The following is a 15,213-nucleotide window of genomic DNA, read 5'->3' on the forward strand; positions in this document are numbered from 1 at the left end:
ATTTGTGCCGATCATCCCCAATCTCCGGAGCCTTTCCTGGTCAGAATACTTCTGAACAGGAAAGGCTCCAGCCCTCAAATTCGGGCGAGCAGGGCCTTGCGTGTCTCATCGTCGACGAAGGCGGCTTCGATCGCCGTGCGCGTCATGGCATCGATCTCGGCATCGCCGAAGCCGAAGGTCCCGGCCGCAAGTTCGTATTCCCGCTTGAGCGAAGTATGAAAGAATGGCGGATCATCCGAGCTGATCGTCACCCGCACGCCTGCGTCCTTCAGCCGGCGCAGCGGATGGGACGCGAAATCGGGAAAGACCCCGAGGGCGATATTGGAGCCCGGGCAGATCTCGAGCACGGTGCCGAGATCGGCAAGCCGCGTCACCAGATCGAGATCCTCGATGGCGCGCACCCCGTGGCCGATGCGCGAAGGGCGCACCGCATCGAGCGCGTCGGCGACGCTGAAGGCGCCGCAGACCTCGCCGGCATGGATGGTGAGCCCGAGGCCGGCATCGCGGGCGATATCGAAGGCGCGGGCATAGTCGGCCACACGGCCCATGCGCTCTTCGCCGGCAAGGTTGAACCCGGTAATCAGAGGGTTAGCGGCCCTTGCCGCATATTCGGCAGCACCAATCACGCTCTCCGGACCGAAATGCCGCTCGCCGGTGACGATCAGCCGGGCCTCGATGCCGCTCTTTTCCCTGGCTCGCCGGATGCCTTCGCAGATACCGGATATATAGGCATCGGCGCCCAGCCCGATGCGCTTGCCGTGGTCGGGCGAAACGATGAGCTCGCTGTAGATCGTATCGATGCCGGCGAGTTCGTCGAGATAGGTTTCGGTCAGAAGCGCATAGTCCTCCTCGGTCCTGTAGACCTCGGAAACCTTGTCGTAACATACGAGGAAGCTTGCGAAATCATGCCAGACATAGGCACCGTCGCGAAGCTCAGCGCTGATGTCGACGCCATATTTCCGTGCCTGCGCCGCGGTCAGAGCCGGAGGTGCCGCACCCTCCAGGTGGCAGTGCAGTTCGACCTTCTTCAAATGCGATGTCACAGAAAACTCCTTCCGTGCGGTCCGGCCGGGATGCCGAGATGCCGGGCGATGCTCTCGCCGATATCGGCATAGCCGCGGCGCACGCCGATCGAACGCGACCGGATGCCGGGGCCGTAGGCGATGACAGGCACGCGCTCGCGCGTATGGTCCGTGCCGCGCCAGGTCGGATCGCAGCCATGATCGGCGGTGAGCACGACGAGATCGCCGGGCTTCAGTTTCTTGTGGACGTCGGGCAAGCGCGCATCGAAGGCTTCGAGTGCCGCGGCATAACCCGGCACGTCGCGGCGATGACCGTAGATCATGTCGAAATCGACGAAATTGGTGAAAACGAGGTCGCCGTCCTCAGCCGCGTCGATCGCCGAGAGTGACGCATCCATCAGCGCCTCGTTGCCATTCGCCTTGATGACCCTGGAAATGCCCTGATGCGCGAAGATGTCGCCGATCTTTCCCACAGCGTGCACATGCCGGCCTTGCTCGATCAGCCGGTCGAGCAGCGTCGGCTCCGGCGGCAGCACGGAGAAGTCGCGCCGGTTTCCGGTGCGCTGGAAAGTAGAGGCGGACTGGCCGATAAAGGGCCGGGCGATGACACGGCCGATATTGTAGGAATCGAGCAGCCCCCGGGCCAAACCGCAGAAGGCGAGCAAACGATCGAGGCCGAAATGTACCTCATGCGCCGCGACCTGGAAGACGGAATCCGACGAGGTGTAGCAGATCGGCTTGCCGGTGCGGATATGTTCCTCGCCGAGCCGGGCGATGATCTCCGTTCCCGAGGCATGGCAGTTGCCGAGAATGCCGGGCACGTCAGCCTCCCTGCACAGCGCCTCGATGAATTCCTGGGGAAAGGCGTCACCCTCTATCGGGAAATAACCCCAATCGAAACTGACAGGTGTTCCCGCGATCTCCCAATGGCCCGACGGTGTATCCTTGCCGCGGGAGATTTCGGTGGCGGCGCCATAAATACCGTAGACCTTTTCCGGGACGGGCATACCAGCCGGGAATCGGCCGGAGGCGGACCGCGCGATCTGCATCAGTCCGAGTTCCGACATGTTGGGAAGGGAAAGCGGCCCTTCGCGCAATCCGGCGCGGTCTGCTGCGCCGGCTGCGCAGAATTCGGCGATATGGCCAAGCGTATCGGCGCCCTCGTCGCCATAGGCCGCCGCATCCGGCGCTCCGCCGACGCCGAAGGAATCCAGAACAAAAAGAAAAGCACGCGCCATTTTACACCCGAGAGAGCCGATCGCCGGCCTCTGGAATATCGGAGGCGGCTGAGATCCAGCCATATAATGCTGCGGCCGGCTTGGCAAATAACAGCGCCGCGCGTCTTTTTCAGACGCGCAAAGGATGCTGTAACACTTTGAATTGAGCGGGAAGGACCGTCAGCAGTCGCCGCAGGGGATCGAGTCGCCTTGCCGCTGGCGGTAGAAATAACTGCGGCTGATCGTGATCGTGCGCATGCCGTCCGGCATGAAGTTGGGGGCGAACAGGAACATCGTATAGGGGATGCTGAGCTCGGTACGAACAAGGAAACTGTTCGCCGTCTTCATATCCGCTGGCACGTTGGTCACCGCGGTGTTCTTGGCATAGGGCACCGTACCGTCCTTCGCCCAGGACCAGAGCACCTTCGCATTGGCACCGGCATCGATGGTTATCCCGGTGATCTTCAGCGTCAGCGACGTGGAGTTGTACGGCACGAAGATTGCTGTTGCCACCGACGGCATCTGCGCGAGCGCGCTCTTCGTGACGGATTGCTGCTGGGTGACGAGGTCGGCCACCGTTCCTGCGGCGCGAGTCACGCGCTTGCTGACGCTGAGGCCGACCGTGATCTCGAAAGCGCCGATATAGAGCATGACGAGCACGGGAAAGAGGATCGCGAATTCGATCGCGCCGGCGCCCTTTCGGTCCCGGGCCAGCCGCCGCATCGTCAGGACCAATCTGGTGAACGGGTTGCGCAACGCCATTATGGATACTGCTCGTTCTGGAAGGCCGCGGTCGCGACGATCAGATATTGGCTCGGCATCGAGCCGTCGGAGGGACGTATCGTGGTGATATAGGGCCGGACCAGATCCGTGATGATTTCCCAGCGGTAATAGGCGCGGACCATGTTGATCGTGCCGGCGCCGCCCGGCGCAAATTTGAAGGCAGCCGTGTTGATGTCGGCATATTTGTCGGTGGAAACCTTGGGGATCGTCGTCGGAATGGCCGAGAAGGTGCTGAACGTCTGCACATCCAGGTAGAGCTTGCTTGGTGTGGCGACTTCGCTCGCCGAGCAGCGGATCAGGATCGAGATCTCATCGCAGAAAGCCTGGCGGAATTGCGCCTGGTTCATATCGGTGGTGCGGCCGAGATTATAGGTGATCTGCCCGGTTCGCATCCGGCGGCTCATCGTATCGACGGCATTGGAGACCAGTTCCTCGGCGGCGAAGGCGACGAAAGTTTCGAGGATTGCGAAAATCACCAGGAAATAGGGAATGGCGAGTAGCGCGAATTCGATCGCCGCAGCACCCTCGCGCGAACGGGCAAGGGTGCGAAACCGTAAGAAACGGAACGGCGCAAAGGCGCGCCCCTTATCCGTCTTCTGATCAATTACCGTCATTGCCTGGATCCGAGCGACATTTTCCAGTCGTCAGACTAAGGTCCGTTCGTTGATTTTCCGTTTCAACCTGACACGACGATTTTAACGAATGGTCGAGAAAGCTCAGAGATGGTGCTCAGGGTGAGGAGGTCGCCGTGGCCGCTTGCTGCGCATGCTGCTCGCAATTCGGTGTGCAGGACAGCACGGAGCGCTGGGTCTGCCGGTAGACGCGCACCGTATTGCCCTCGTCGATCGACACCAGGATGCGTTCGTCGAGGATCGCATTGCCGTCGGCATCGAGGAGGACCAGATTTGTGGTGCCGAAGCTGCGTCCCGTGAGCACGATGGTCTTGGCGTCGGCGACGGTCGCATCGGCAACTGCGGCATTGCCGACAATCACCTTGCTGACAGGGCGATCGAGCTTCAAGACGCGCGCGTGATCCATGTAGACGCGCAGCATGTCATCGTCTGCGGCCGCGGACACTCCCGAAATACCGAAAACGGCGATCATGCCGGCAAAGAAAATGGTTTTGCCGCTCGATGACATTGGGTCCTCTTTCACGATCACAGCGCAATATCCGCATAGAATGGAAAAAATTGGTGAACGAAGCCTTAAGCCTACCACTCTGTTCCGGGATGAAGCGCAATGATCCGATTTGGTACGGCATTCGGGCGGCGCACGCCTCGGTTGGAAGCGGAATTTGTGCTATTTCCGGATGAATGCAGCGGTTATTCCAGGAATATTGTTAAATATTGAGGTAAGTGCGTAAGAAAATACTGACTCTACAAAGGCCTGTTGTCTCGTTCACGTGTCGTTAACTCTTTTCCTTAAGCCGATGGAAACGGCCATTCGCTAGGTTGCAGTCATCCGATCAACGGCAACAGTTGGCGGACGTGCTGAACATCAACTGGAGTTAGGAGTTACCATGACCAAGCTTTTTAGCCGTTTTCTGAAGGACGAATCCGGCGCGACCGCAATCGAATACGGCCTGATCGCCGCCCTCATTTCCGTAGCGCTCATCACCGGCGCAACGACCCTCGGCGACAGGATCGGCACCACGTTCAACAATTTGGGCACCAAGATGAATACCGGCGTTACGGCGTCGAACTAAGTTAAGTGCCGCCAGCTGGCATTGAAATGAATACGGCCGGATTCGCTCTTGCCGATTTATCGAGCGGGCTCACAGGCTGAACAGCCGTGAGCCTTTTCGCATCAAGTCACGATCGGGTATACGCATGATCGCAGCCGCAGTCTTCGTAATACTGCCACTCTGCCTTGCCATGGCGGCCTTCTCGGATCTGTTCACCATGACGATCCCGAACCGCATTTCCGTGATCCTGACCGCCTCTTTCTTCGTCCTCGCGCCGCTCTCAGGCTTGGGCCTAGCGGAGATCGGCATGCATCTTGCCGGCGCCGCCATCGTCTTCAGCGCCTGCTTTGCTCTTTTCGCCTTCAATGTGATGGGCGGCGGCGATGCCAAGCTGATGAGCGCCGCCGCGCTCTGGTTCGGTCTGAACGAATCCCTGCTTTTCCTGATGACCGACGTCGCCATGATTGGCGGCCTCATCACCTTGCTGATCCTGCTGGTGAGAGGGCAATCGGACACTATCCTCGCCATCGGGCTGCCGGTACCGAACTCGGTCCTGCTCGCCAAGAAGATCCCCTACGGCATTGCGATCGCGATCGGCGGTTTCATGGCCTTTCCTTCCTCGCCGCTGTTCCTCGCCGCGCTGGAAAGCCTGAAATAACGGCATTTTAAATGCCCGTTAACTTAAAATGTAAGCATTCCATTAACCATAATTATACCAATTGCTGAGCATTCTACAGGGCGAACATATCGTGCCCTGAGGAATGATCGATGAAACCGGCCCGCCTTATAATCCTAGCTGTCGCCGTGGTGGCAGCCGGCCTTGCCGGCCTCCTGGCAATGCAAATGGCGGGTAGTGGCGGTGTCGTTACCCAGGTCCGCTCGGTCGTCGAGAAGGAACCGACCGTCAACATCCTCGTCTCGAGCGCCAATCTGTCGGTCGGCGCAAGGCTGGACGATCAGTCGGTGCATTGGATGGCCTGGCCGCAGGGCGGCGTCGTTCCCGGTCTCATCACCGAAGCCGACAAGCCGGATGCGGTCAAGGATCTGCAGGGCGCCGTCGTGCGTCTGCCGATCTTCGAAGGCGAACCGATCCGGCCGGAAAAGATTGCCGATTCCAGCAGCCGCATCCTCTCCTCGTTATTGCCGGCCGGCAAGCGCGCCGTCGCGACCGAGATATCGGTGGCAACGGGCGCCGGCGGTTTCATCCTGCCGAATGATCGCGTCGACGTCATCATGGTCCGCAAGGGCGCTGAGGCCGACAAGCTCATCACCGAAACCGTGCTGAGCAATGTCCGCGTCCTCGCCATCGACCAGCAGATCCAGGAAAAGGACGACGGCTCGAAATCGGTGGTCGGCACGACCGCGACGCTCGAACTCACGCCCGATCAAACGAAGGTTCTTGCCGTCGCCCAGCAGATGGCGGACCGCCTGTCGCTGGCGCTGCGCTCGGTCGCCGATGCGCAGGAGCAGGATACCAGTGCCGCCGACTATCTGCTGAGCGGCGACAACGGCAGTGCGATCATCCAGGTCATCAAATCGGGCGCCATCGTCACGGATGCCAGCGCAGCACCGAAGGCGGAGTAAGGGACGTGCAAATGGGCAATTCAATGCGGCGCGCCGGACCTCTCGTGACAGGCTGTCTTTCTCTGGCAATCGGCGTCTCCGGTATGGTGCCGGCCTCTTTCGCCACGCTTTTCGCTGCAGGCGAGGCGCGCGCCGATTCCGATAGCCTGGTCCGGATCTCGCAGACCGGCTCCAATGCCCATCGCCGGCTGAAGCTCGGGCTCAACAAGGCCGTCGTCGTCGATCTGCCGGAGGATGCGCATGATATCCTCGTCTCCGATCCGACCATGGCCGATGCCGTGACCCGCACCTCGCGGCGCATCTACCTGTTCGGCAAGAAGGTCGGCCAGACGAATATCTTCGTCTTCGGCGCCGGTGGACAGGAGATCGTCAATCTCGACATCGAGATCGAGCGCGACGTCTCCGGCCTCGAAGTCAATCTCCGTCGCTTCATTCGCGACTCCAACATCAACGTCGAAATCGTCTCCGACAACATCGTGCTGACCGGCACGGTGCGCACGCCACAGGATGCCACGCAGGCGGCCGATCTGGCGCAGGTCTTCCTGAAGGGCGGCGAGGCGACGACCAGAACCGAAACCGCATCCGGCACCGGCGGCGACAGCTCGGTGGCGCTCTTTGCCGAAGGTCGCCAGAGCTCACAGGTCGTCAACCTCCTGCAGATCGAGGGCGAGGACCAGGTCACCCTCAAGGTAACGATCGCCGAGGTCCGCCGCGAGGTGCTGAAGCAGCTCGGCTTCGACAATCTGGTTTCCAATTCCTCCGGCATGACGGTCGCCCAGCTCGGCAGCCCAAGCGCCGACAGCGCGACGGCGACGGTCGGCGGCGGCCTGGCGGCGCTCTTCAAGAGCTCGATCGGCAAATACGACATTTCGACCTACCTTAACGCGCTGGAACAGGCCAAGGTCGTCAAGACGCTCGCCGAGCCGACGCTGACGGCGATATCGGGCCAGGCCGCGACCTTCAACTCGGGCGGCCAGCAGCTTTATTCGACGACCGACAGCGACGGCAACGTCACCGTCGTACCGTTCAACTACGGTATCAACCTCGCCTTCAAACCGGTCGTGCTGTCATCGGGCCGCATCAGCCTGCAGATCAAGACTAATGTCTCCGAACCGGTAGCCGGCAGCGGCAACGCCACTTATCAGCGCCGGTCGGCCGAGACTTCGGTGGAGCTGCCCTCGGGCGGTTCGATCGCGCTGGCCGGCCTTATCCGCGACAACGTTTCCCAGACGATGGGCGGCACACCCGGCGTTTCGAAGATCCCGCTGCTCGGGACGCTTTTCCGCCAGAAGGGGTTCGAGCGTCAGGAAACCGAACTCGTCATCATCGCAACGCCCTATCTGGTGCGCCCGGTGGCGCGCAATCAGCTCAACCGGCCGGACGACAATTTCAGTCCTGAGAATGACGGTGCGACCTTCTTCCTCAACCGTGTCAACAAAGTCTATGGCCGCCGTGAGGCGCCCGTCGCCGATGCGCAGTTCCACGGCTCGATCGGGTTCATCTACAAATGAGCGGGGCGCGAGCAGCAGCGATGGCAGAAAACAGAGATCAGGCGATGGCCCATATGAATGCGACGACACCCCGTCTCGGAATCTCGAAGGCGCTTTTTGCCACGGTCGCCATGTCGGTGGCGATCCTATCCGGATGCGCCGGCCCGCATGACCAGCTGACGACCGGCGGCATTCCGGACGACTACCGCGCCCGCCACCCGATCATCGTCACGGAGGCGGAGCAGACGGTGGATATACCCGTCGCCTCCACCGATCGCCGCCTGACCATCGCCCAGCGCGACCTCATTCGTGGCTTTGCCGCAAACTACATCTCGCGCGCCTCGGGCCCGGTTTACGTGCTGTCGCCGCAAGGCTCGCCCAATTCGGCGGCAGCCTATCAGCTGCGCAATCAGGTTCGTGCCGAGCTGACATCGAGGGGGATCGCAAGCTCGAAAATCGTCAACACCTCCTATGCCGCGGTCGGTCCCGGCGATGCGGCGCCGATCCGGCTGAGCTTTACCGGCACCACCGCGGTCACCACACAATGCGGTCAATGGCCGAAGGACATATCGAACGATTTGACCAACCAGAACTACTATAATTTCGGCTGCGCCTCGCAGAACAACCTTGCCGCCCAGATCGCCAATCCGGAGGATCTGGTGGCGCCCCGCGGCATGACCCCGATCGACGCGCAGCGGCGTAACAATGCCATCCAGGAATACCGGACGACGACGACGACGATCGAAGATGCCGGCGACAGCGGATTCTGAGGCGGAACGGAACGATGAGCGCGATCGAATACGAAATCAGGAATCCCAGCGAGCTTCGCAACGCCGAGGAGGCGGTGCGCATGGCAGATCTGGAAAACATGCGGCCGCTGCCGCGCATCTCCGTGCATGCCTTCTGCGAGAGCGAGGCCCTGCAGCATGTCATGGAACGCTGCGCCAATGATCGGCGCGTCGCGAAAGTCAGCATGCGCATCACCAGCGGCGGCGTCGCCGCTGCCGCCAATATGTTTTCCGGCGCCCCGACGCCGAACCTCATCATCCTTGAGACCAAGGCGAATGCCGCGAACCTGCTCGGCGAACTCGCGCCACTCGCCGCCGTCTGCGATCCAACGACCAAGGTCGTCATTATTGGCTATTACAACGATATCGGGCTTTATCGCGAACTCATCCGCAACGGCATTTCCGAATATATGGTTCAGCCCGTCGCCATGCCCGATATCCTCACGGCGATGGCCTCGATCTTTGTCGATCCGGACGCCGAGCCACTCGGTCGCAGCATCGCCTTCATCGGCTCGAAGGGCGGCACCGGCGCCTCGACCATCGCGCATAATTGCGCCTTTGGCATTTCCAATCTCTTCTCCACCGAGACGATCCTCGCCGATCTCGACCTGCCCTATGGCACGGCGAACATCGACTTCGATCAAGATCCGGCCCAGGGCATCGCCGAAGCGGTCTTCGCACCCGATCGTCTCGACGAGGTCTTCCTCGACCGCCTGCTGACGAAATGCTCCGAGCATCTGTCGCTGCTTGCCGCGCCCTCGCTGCTCGACCGTGCCTATGATTTCGACGGCCAGGCCTTCCAGCCGGTGCTCGACGTTCTGCAGCGCAGCGCGCCCGTCACCGTGCTCGATGTTCCGCATGCATGGTCGGAATGGACGCGCTCGGTGCTGTCGAGCGTCGACGAGGTGGTCATCGCAGCGGTTCCCGATCTCGCCAATCTGCGCAACGCCAAGAACATGCTGGACGCGCTGCGCAAGATGCGGCCGAACGACAGGCCGCCGCATCTCATCCTCAATCAGGTCGGCATGCCGAAACGGCCGGAGATTTCGCCGTCGGATTTTTGTGAGCCGCTGGAGATCGATCCGATCGCGATCATTCCCTTCGACATCAATCTTTTCGGCAACGCCGCCAACAGCGGCCGGATGATTTCCGAAGTCGACCCGAAGTCGCCGACGGCGGAAACCTTTTCGCAGATATCGCATATCGTCACCGGCCGTGTCGCGATCAAGAAGGCGAAGAAGGGCGGCCTGCTGGGCCTCCTGAAGCGCAAGTAGACAAGTTAGAACGAGCAGATTGGATCGAGTGGCATGTTTGGAAAACGCGGAAACGAAGGTTCCGGAAAGGTCGGGGGGGCGATTGCTCCTCCGCCGCCGGCTCCGGCCGCCGCCCCTGCGGCCTCTTCCCCCTCCATTCTGGTCGAACCCTCGCGCGAGTCCGCACGCCAGCAGGTGACGCCACCGCAGATGCAGACGCCGCAGCGCAAGCGCCCGGCCCGCACCGATGAATATTACGACACCAAGGCGCAGGTCTTTTCCGCGCTGATCGACACCATCGATCTCTCGCAGCTTTCCAAGCTCGACGGCGAAAGCGCCCGGGAGGAAATCCGCGACATCGTCAACGACATCATCACCATCAAGAACTTTGCGATGTCGATCTCCGAGCAGGAAGAACTGCTCGAGGATATCTGCAACGACGTCCTCGGTTACGGCCCGCTGGAGCCGTTGCTGGCGCGCGACGACATCGCCGACATCATGGTCAACGGCGCCGGCCAGACTTTCATCGAAGTCGGCGGCAAGACGATCGAATCGGAGATCCGCTTCCGCGACAATGCGCAGCTTCTCTCCATCTGCCAGCGCATCGTCAGCCAGGTCGGCCGCCGCGTCGACGAATCGAGCCCGATCTGCGACGCCCGCCTGCCGGATGGTTCGCGCGTCAACGTTATCGCGCCGCCGCTGTCGATCGATGGGCCGGCGCTCACCATCCGCAAGTTCAAGAAGGACAAGCTGACGCTCGATCAGCTCGTCCGTTTCGGTGCGATCACGCCGGAAGGCGCAACCGTGCTGCAGATCATCGGGCGCGTGCGCTGCAATGTCGTCATTTCAGGCGGCACCGGCTCGGGCAAGACGACGCTTCTGAATTGCCTCACCAACTATATCGACAGGGACGAACGCGTCATCACCTGCGAGGATACCGCCGAACTGCAGCTGCAGCAGCCGCATGTCGTCCGTCTCGAAACGCGCCCACCGAATATCGAAGGCGAGGGCGAGATCACCATGCGCGATCTCGTCAAGAATTGCCTGCGCATGCGTCCCGAGCGCATCATCGTCGGCGAAGTGCGCGGACCGGAGGTCTTCGATTTGCTGCAGGCGATGAATACCGGTCACGACGGCTCGATGGGCACCATCCACGCCAATACGCCGCGCGAATGCCTGAGCCGTATCGAATCGATGATCGCCATGGGCGGTTTTACCTTGCCGGCAAAGACGGTGCGCGAGATCATTTCAAGCTCGGTCGACGTCGTCATTCAGGCGGCACGCCTTCGCGACGGTTCGCGCCGCATCACGCAGATCACCGAGGTGATCGGCATGGAAGGCGACGTCATCATCACCCAGGACCTGATGCGATACGAGATCGAAGGCGAGGATGCGAACGGCCGCCTGGTCGGCCGGCACATGTCGACCGGCGTCGGCAAGCCGCATTTCTGGGATCGCGCGCGCTACTTCAACGAGGAAAAGCGTCTTGCCGCCGCCCTCGACGCAATGGAAGCGAAAACGAAGGAATAGGCGCGATGTTCGGGTTCGATCCGATAGTGTTGGCAATCGTCGTCCTCGCCGCCGTCTCCGCGGCGGCGGTCGCCTATGCCCTGTTGTTTTCGAAGATCGAGGCCGACAAGAAATCGGCAAGCCGCATCAATCGCGTCAAATCGGCCGAAAGCGACCGGGTCAAGGTCAAGGCCGCCCGTGACCGGGTGCAGGAGCTGTCGAAGCGCCGCAAATCCGTGCAGGACAATCTGAAGGATCTGGAAAAGCGCCAGCACGAAAAGACCAAGAAGACCGTGTCGATGAAATCGCGGCTGGTGCAGGCCGGCCTAACGATCACGGCGGCGAAATTCTACCTCATCAGCGCCGTCTTCGCCTCCGTGCTGCTGCTTATCGCCTTGGTCGTCGGCGCATCCTTGATGGTCATGATCGGTATCGCCGTCGTTGCCGGTCTCGGCCTGCCGCGCTGGGTCGTCGGCTTCCTAATCAAACGCCGCCAGACCAAATTTTTGAACGAGTTCCCCAATGCGCTTGACGTCATCACGCGCTCGATCAAATCAGGCCTGCCGCTCAACGATGCGATCCGCCTTATCGCCACCGAAGGCACCGAACCTGTCAAGAGCGAGTTCCTGCGGGTGATCGAGGCGCAGCAGGTAGGCCTCAGCATTCCCGACGCCTGCGCCCGCATGACGATCCACATGCCGCTCCAGGAAGTCAACTTCTTCGCCATCGTCATCGCCATCCAGTCGCAGGCCGGCGGCAATCTGTCGGAAGCGATCGGCAACCTCTCCAAGGTGCTGCGCGAGCGCAGGAAGATGAAGGCCAAGGTCTCGGCGCTCTCGATGGAAGCCAAGGCGTCGGCCGTCATCATCGGGGCTCTGCCCTTCATCGTCGCGACCCTCGTCTACATGACGTCGCCGAATTACATGATGATCCTTTTCACCGACCCGCGCGGCCATTTCATCATGGGTGTCTCGGCGATCTGGATGTCGATAGGCATTTTCGTCATGCGCAACATGGTCAATTTTGACATCTAGCCGGAAGGACGCACCATGTCGCAGGATCTTGCCGCAACGCTGACCAATCCGAGCATGCTGATCGCCCTTCTCGTCGCGATCGCCGTCTTCGCCACTTTTTACACGATTGCCGTTCCCTTCTTCGAGCGCGGCGATCTGAATAAGCGTATGAAGGCTGTTTCCACAGAGCGCGAGCAGATCCGTGCCCGCGAACGCGCCCGCATGAACACGGAAACCGGCGCCGGCAAGGCCTCGCTCAGGAGCCAGAACAACCGCTCGGTTCGTCAGATCGTCGAGCGCTTCAACCTGCGCAAGGCGCTGGTCGACGAAAACACGATCAACAAGCTGCGTGCCGCCGGGTTTCGTTCGGAGAATGCGCTGAATACCTTCCTGGTGGCGCGTTTTCTGCTGCCGTTCCTTTTCCTGGCGCTTGCTGCCTTCTGGGTGTTCGGTCTCGGCAATCTCGCCGAAAAGGGCACGCCGATCCGCCTCTTCGCCGTCATCGGCGTCGGTTATCTCGGCTTCTACGCGCCGAATATCTATATCTCGAACCGCATGGGCAAGCGCCAGCACTCGATCAAGCGCGCCTGGCCGGATGCGTTGGACCTGATGTTGATCTGCGTCGAATCCGGCATCTCGATCGAGGCTGCGATGCGTCGTGTGTCCGAAGAACTCGGCGAGCAGTCGCCGGCGCTCGCTGAGGAGATGGTGCTGACCACGGCCGAGCTCTCCTTCCTGCCGGATCGCCGCGTGGCGCTCGAAAATCTTGCCACGCGCACCCAGATCGAGTTGGTACGTTCGGTGACTCAGGCGCTGATCCAAGCCGATCGCTACGGTACGCCGGTCGCGCAGGCGCTACGCGTTCTCGCCCAGGAAGGACGCGACGAACGTATGAACGAAGCGGAAAAGAAGGCGGCTGCCCTGCCGCCGAAGCTGACGGTGCCGATGATTCTGTTCTTCCTGCCGGTGCTGATCGCCGTCATTCTCGGTCCGGCCGGCATTCAGGTGGCAGACAAGTTCTGACGGTTGCGCCGGCGCCGGAAAGCGGATGCCGCTTTCGGCAGAAGACGATGTTGCCTCAAAGACCATTGGTCCGATCTGCAGCCTTCAATCACGCGTGACCGCCGCCGGCATAGCTGGTAAACGGGATGGACGACCATCGGCAAGCGCGCGGATGCAGCCGCAGTGCCCCTAGCGCTCGTTCAATCCAAGAGAGAGGTTTCCGATGTCTTCTGCCGGCATTTTCATCAGCATCATGGCAGCCCTGGCGGTCGGCGCGATGAGCCCCGGCCCAAGCTTCGTCGTCGTCTCCAGGATCGCAATCTCGCGGTCGAGGCTGGATGGCCTTGCGGCCGCGCTCGGCATGGGCGCCGGCGGTGTCGTTTTTGCCGTGTTGGCGCTTGCCGGGCTGACGGCACTGCTGTCTCAGTTCGAATGGCTCTATGTCCTGCTAAAGGTCGCGGGCGGCGCCTATCTCGTCTATATCGCCGTCAATATCTGGAGGAGCGCCGGTCAGCCGCTCGAAGTCTCTGACGCCGTCAACGGCAACCGCGCGCTGAGATTGAGCTTCATGACTGCGCTGCTGACCCAGCTCAGCAACCCGAAGACCATCATCGTCTATGCCAGCCTCTTTGCTGCACTTCTGCCGAGAACGGTACCGCTCGATCTGATTGTCGCGCTGCCGCTCGGCGTCTTTGCCGTGGAGGCCGGGTGGTATTCGATCGTGGCCTTCGCTTTATCGGCCCGCCATCCGCGGCGTCTCTATCTTGCAGCCAAGGGCTGGATAGATCGGGCCGCCGGTGCCGTCATGGGCGGCCTAGGTTTGCGTCTCATTCTTTCGGGCCTGAGCGCCCGCTAGAGCATGATGCCAAAAAGTGTGCGCGGTTTTCGGACGACATCATGCTCTAACTCTTCAAATTACATCATGATCTCTCCGAAGGCGTAAGCCTTTGGACGACATGATTCGGTCAATTGGTGTTGCTGTCGCCTGCTTGCGGCGTCTTGTCCTTGGCGGCGAGTTTCTGCCAGGAATTCTGCTGCGAGAGCATGCCTCTGAGATAGGCGACATTGGCATCGGCCTGCTGCGGCGAAAGTTCGCGCCGGGCGATCTGCTCGGCTTCCGGGAAACGCCCCTGCAGACCGACGACCAGGGCAAGGTTCTGCCTGACGCGGCTGTCGGCGGTCGGCTGGCTGGCGGCGGAACGCAGGTAGGTTTCGGCCGTGCGCAGATCGCCGGTCAGCACGTAGGACATGCCGAGGTTGGAAAGGATGGAGGGCTCGTTCGGCTGGATGTCGAGCGCGTCGCGGTAGCGCTGCCTGGCATCGCTTGCCCGGCCCATCTGGTCGAGGATCGCGCCTTGGGCCGAGATCAGCTTCCAGTCCGGACGGTCGGGTGTCTGGGCGCGACCGATCGTGTCGAGCGCCTGCTGGAACTGGCCGGCCGCCGCCTGCGCCTTGCCGTAGGCGGCCAGCACGTTGCGGTCGCCGGGATTTGCAATCGCCACCTGCTGCATGACGGCGAGCGCCTGCGTGTCGCGACCGTTCATGCGCAGCAGATTGGCGTAGTTGACGCCGGTGACGGGATCGCGCGGGTTCTTTTCATAGGCCTGACCGAGCCGGTCCGTCGCCGAGCGCAGCTCGGTCGCGTCCATCTCTTCAACCGGCTTGGTGAGTTTCGGCACCGAGCCTGTTGTCATCCGGTCCTTGGTCGTCGAGCAACCGGCAAGTGCCAAGACGAGCAGCGATGCCGCAGCGCCCTGCAGGATACGATTCGTGATTGTGGTGGTGAGCGAGGCAGGCATGGCGCGTTCCTGGATTCCGAAATCGGCGCCTGACCTCGAAGCGGAACAGGGAAAGGTTTGACGCGTAAT

The 15,213-nt window shown here is 61.4% G+C and carries 16 protein-coding genes; 10 read left to right on the plus strand and 6 right to left on the minus strand.

Annotated features, from left to right (window positions below):
* Positions 1 to 74: 74 nt before the first annotated feature.
* The 5 genes from RL_RS01090 to RL_RS01110 all read right to left on the minus strand — a co-directional run bounded on the left by RL_RS01090 (position 75) and on the right by RL_RS01110 (position 4,162).
* On the minus strand, positions 75 to 1,043 hold the full coding sequence (locus RL_RS01090) for an adenosine deaminase (protein WP_011650017.1): 969 nt from the start codon (positions 1,041 to 1,043) through the stop codon (positions 75 to 77).
* Entirely contained in the window at positions 1,040 to 2,260 is a 1,221-nt protein-coding gene (locus RL_RS01095; RefSeq protein ID WP_011650018.1) for a phosphopentomutase, read from the minus strand. Before RL_RS01095 ends, RL_RS01090 begins: the two co-directional genes overlap by 4 nt.
* A gap of 159 nt (positions 2,261 to 2,419) precedes the next feature.
* A complete protein-coding gene (locus tag RL_RS01100) occupies positions 2,420 to 3,001 on the minus strand; it encodes a TadE/TadG family type IV pilus assembly protein (RefSeq protein WP_011650019.1) in 582 nt (193 codons plus the stop codon).
* Entirely contained in the window at positions 3,001 to 3,636 is a 636-nt protein-coding gene (locus RL_RS01105) for a TadE/TadG family type IV pilus assembly protein (RefSeq protein WP_011650020.1), read from the minus strand. The genes RL_RS01100 and RL_RS01105 overlap by 1 nt, the downstream gene beginning before the upstream one ends.
* A gap of 115 nt (positions 3,637 to 3,751) precedes the next feature.
* Positions 3,752 to 4,162, minus strand: a complete 411-nt coding sequence (locus tag RL_RS01110) for a pilus assembly protein N-terminal domain-containing protein (RefSeq protein WP_011650021.1) — start codon at positions 4,160 to 4,162, stop codon at positions 3,752 to 3,754.
* Between the two features lie 379 nt (positions 4,163 to 4,541).
* On the opposite strand from RL_RS01110, the gene RL_RS01115 reads away from it, so the two are divergent.
* From RL_RS01115 to RL_RS01160, 10 genes are all read left to right on the plus strand, one after another.
* The gene (locus tag RL_RS01115) at positions 4,542 to 4,727 is read left to right on the plus strand and encodes a Flp family type IVb pilin (RefSeq protein ID WP_003544495.1); all 186 of its coding nucleotides are present in this window, start codon (positions 4,542 to 4,544) and stop codon (positions 4,725 to 4,727) included.
* Between the two features lie 124 nt (positions 4,728 to 4,851).
* On the plus strand, positions 4,852 to 5,364 hold the full coding sequence (locus RL_RS01120; RefSeq protein WP_011650022.1) for an A24 family peptidase: 513 nt from the start codon (positions 4,852 to 4,854) through the stop codon (positions 5,362 to 5,364).
* Positions 5,365 to 5,474: 110 nt separating this feature from the next.
* The gene (gene cpaB / locus RL_RS01125) at positions 5,475 to 6,290 is read left to right on the plus strand and encodes a Flp pilus assembly protein CpaB (protein ID WP_011650023.1); all 816 of its coding nucleotides are present in this window, start codon (positions 5,475 to 5,477) and stop codon (positions 6,288 to 6,290) included.
* An 11-nt stretch (positions 6,291 to 6,301) separates the two neighbouring features.
* Positions 6,302 to 7,801 (plus strand): type II and III secretion system protein family protein, encoded by a 1,500-nt coding sequence (locus RL_RS01130; RefSeq protein ID WP_032992384.1) that lies wholly within the window; start codon positions 6,302 to 6,304, stop codon positions 7,799 to 7,801.
* Positions 7,798 to 8,550 carry a CpaD family pilus assembly protein gene (locus tag RL_RS01135; protein WP_011650025.1) on the plus strand — a complete coding sequence of 251 codons (753 nt, stop codon included), beginning with the start codon at positions 7,798 to 7,800 and terminating at the stop codon, positions 8,548 to 8,550. Before RL_RS01130 ends, RL_RS01135 begins: the two co-directional genes overlap by 4 nt.
* Before the next feature lie 14 nt (positions 8,551 to 8,564).
* Positions 8,565 to 9,842: an AAA family ATPase gene (locus tag RL_RS01140; RefSeq protein WP_003544506.1), complete on the plus strand. Its 1,278-nt coding sequence runs from the start codon at positions 8,565 to 8,567 to the stop codon at positions 9,840 to 9,842.
* Positions 9,843 to 9,875: 33 nt separating this feature from the next.
* Positions 9,876 to 11,351, plus strand: coding sequence for a CpaF family protein (locus tag RL_RS01145; protein WP_011650026.1), 1,476 nt, complete (start codon positions 9,876 to 9,878; stop codon positions 11,349 to 11,351).
* A gap of 5 nt (positions 11,352 to 11,356) precedes the next feature.
* A complete protein-coding gene (locus RL_RS01150) occupies positions 11,357 to 12,364 on the plus strand; it encodes a type II secretion system F family protein (RefSeq protein ID WP_003544510.1) in 1,008 nt (335 codons plus the stop codon).
* Positions 12,365 to 12,379: 15 nt separating this feature from the next.
* Complete coding sequence (locus tag RL_RS01155; protein WP_011650027.1) at positions 12,380 to 13,366, plus strand: type II secretion system F family protein; 987 nt, start codon at positions 12,380 to 12,382, stop codon at positions 13,364 to 13,366.
* Between the two features lie 202 nt (positions 13,367 to 13,568).
* Positions 13,569 to 14,201 carry a LysE family translocator gene (locus tag RL_RS01160; RefSeq protein WP_011650028.1) on the plus strand — a complete coding sequence of 211 codons (633 nt, stop codon included), beginning with the start codon at positions 13,569 to 13,571 and terminating at the stop codon, positions 14,199 to 14,201.
* Positions 14,202 to 14,310: 109 nt separating this feature from the next.
* Here RL_RS01160 and RL_RS01165 read toward each other — a convergent pair whose 3' ends face one another.
* On the minus strand, positions 14,311 to 15,144 hold the full coding sequence (locus tag RL_RS01165; protein ID WP_011650029.1) for a tetratricopeptide repeat protein: 834 nt from the start codon (positions 15,142 to 15,144) through the stop codon (positions 14,311 to 14,313).
* Positions 15,145 to 15,213: the final 69 nt, after the last annotated feature.

Origin of the sequence: Rhizobium johnstonii 3841, from assembly GCF_000009265.1 — a bacterium.
GTDB lineage: Bacteria > Pseudomonadota > Alphaproteobacteria > Rhizobiales > Rhizobiaceae > Rhizobium > Rhizobium acaciae.

What these genes read in the sequence shown, in the direction of transcription:
- RL_RS01095 (WP_011650018.1), bottom strand. Translation starts at nt 2,260, where the DNA reads ATGGCGCGTGCTTTTCTTTTTGTTCTGGATTCCTTCGGCGTCGGCGGA.
- RL_RS01100 (WP_011650019.1), bottom strand. Translation starts at nt 3,001, where the DNA reads ATGGCGTTGCGCAACCCGTTCACCAGATTGGTCCTGACGATGCGGCGG.
- RL_RS01105 (WP_011650020.1), bottom strand. Translation starts at nt 3,636, where the DNA reads ATGACGGTAATTGATCAGAAGACGGATAAGGGGCGCGCCTTTGCGCCG.
- RL_RS01110 (WP_011650021.1), bottom strand. Translation starts at nt 4,162, where the DNA reads ATGTCATCGAGCGGCAAAACCATTTTCTTTGCCGGCATGATCGCCGTT.
- RL_RS01115 (WP_003544495.1), top strand. Translation starts at nt 4,542, where the DNA reads ATGACCAAGCTTTTTAGCCGTTTTCTGAAGGACGAATCCGGCGCGACC.
- RL_RS01120 (WP_011650022.1), top strand. Translation starts at nt 4,852, where the DNA reads ATGATCGCAGCCGCAGTCTTCGTAATACTGCCACTCTGCCTTGCCATG.
- cpaB (WP_011650023.1), top strand. Translation starts at nt 5,475, where the DNA reads ATGAAACCGGCCCGCCTTATAATCCTAGCTGTCGCCGTGGTGGCAGCC.
- RL_RS01130 (WP_032992384.1), top strand. Translation starts at nt 6,302, where the DNA reads ATGGGCAATTCAATGCGGCGCGCCGGACCTCTCGTGACAGGCTGTCTT.
- RL_RS01135 (WP_011650025.1), top strand. Translation starts at nt 7,798, where the DNA reads ATGAGCGGGGCGCGAGCAGCAGCGATGGCAGAAAACAGAGATCAGGCG.
- RL_RS01140 (WP_003544506.1), top strand. Translation starts at nt 8,565, where the DNA reads ATGAGCGCGATCGAATACGAAATCAGGAATCCCAGCGAGCTTCGCAAC.
- RL_RS01145 (WP_011650026.1), top strand. Translation starts at nt 9,876, where the DNA reads ATGTTTGGAAAACGCGGAAACGAAGGTTCCGGAAAGGTCGGGGGGGCG.
- RL_RS01150 (WP_003544510.1), top strand. Translation starts at nt 11,357, where the DNA reads ATGTTCGGGTTCGATCCGATAGTGTTGGCAATCGTCGTCCTCGCCGCC.
- RL_RS01155 (WP_011650027.1), top strand. Translation starts at nt 12,380, where the DNA reads ATGTCGCAGGATCTTGCCGCAACGCTGACCAATCCGAGCATGCTGATC.
- RL_RS01160 (WP_011650028.1), top strand. Translation starts at nt 13,569, where the DNA reads ATGTCTTCTGCCGGCATTTTCATCAGCATCATGGCAGCCCTGGCGGTC.
- RL_RS01165 (WP_011650029.1), bottom strand. Translation starts at nt 15,144, where the DNA reads ATGCCTGCCTCGCTCACCACCACAATCACGAATCGTATCCTGCAGGGC.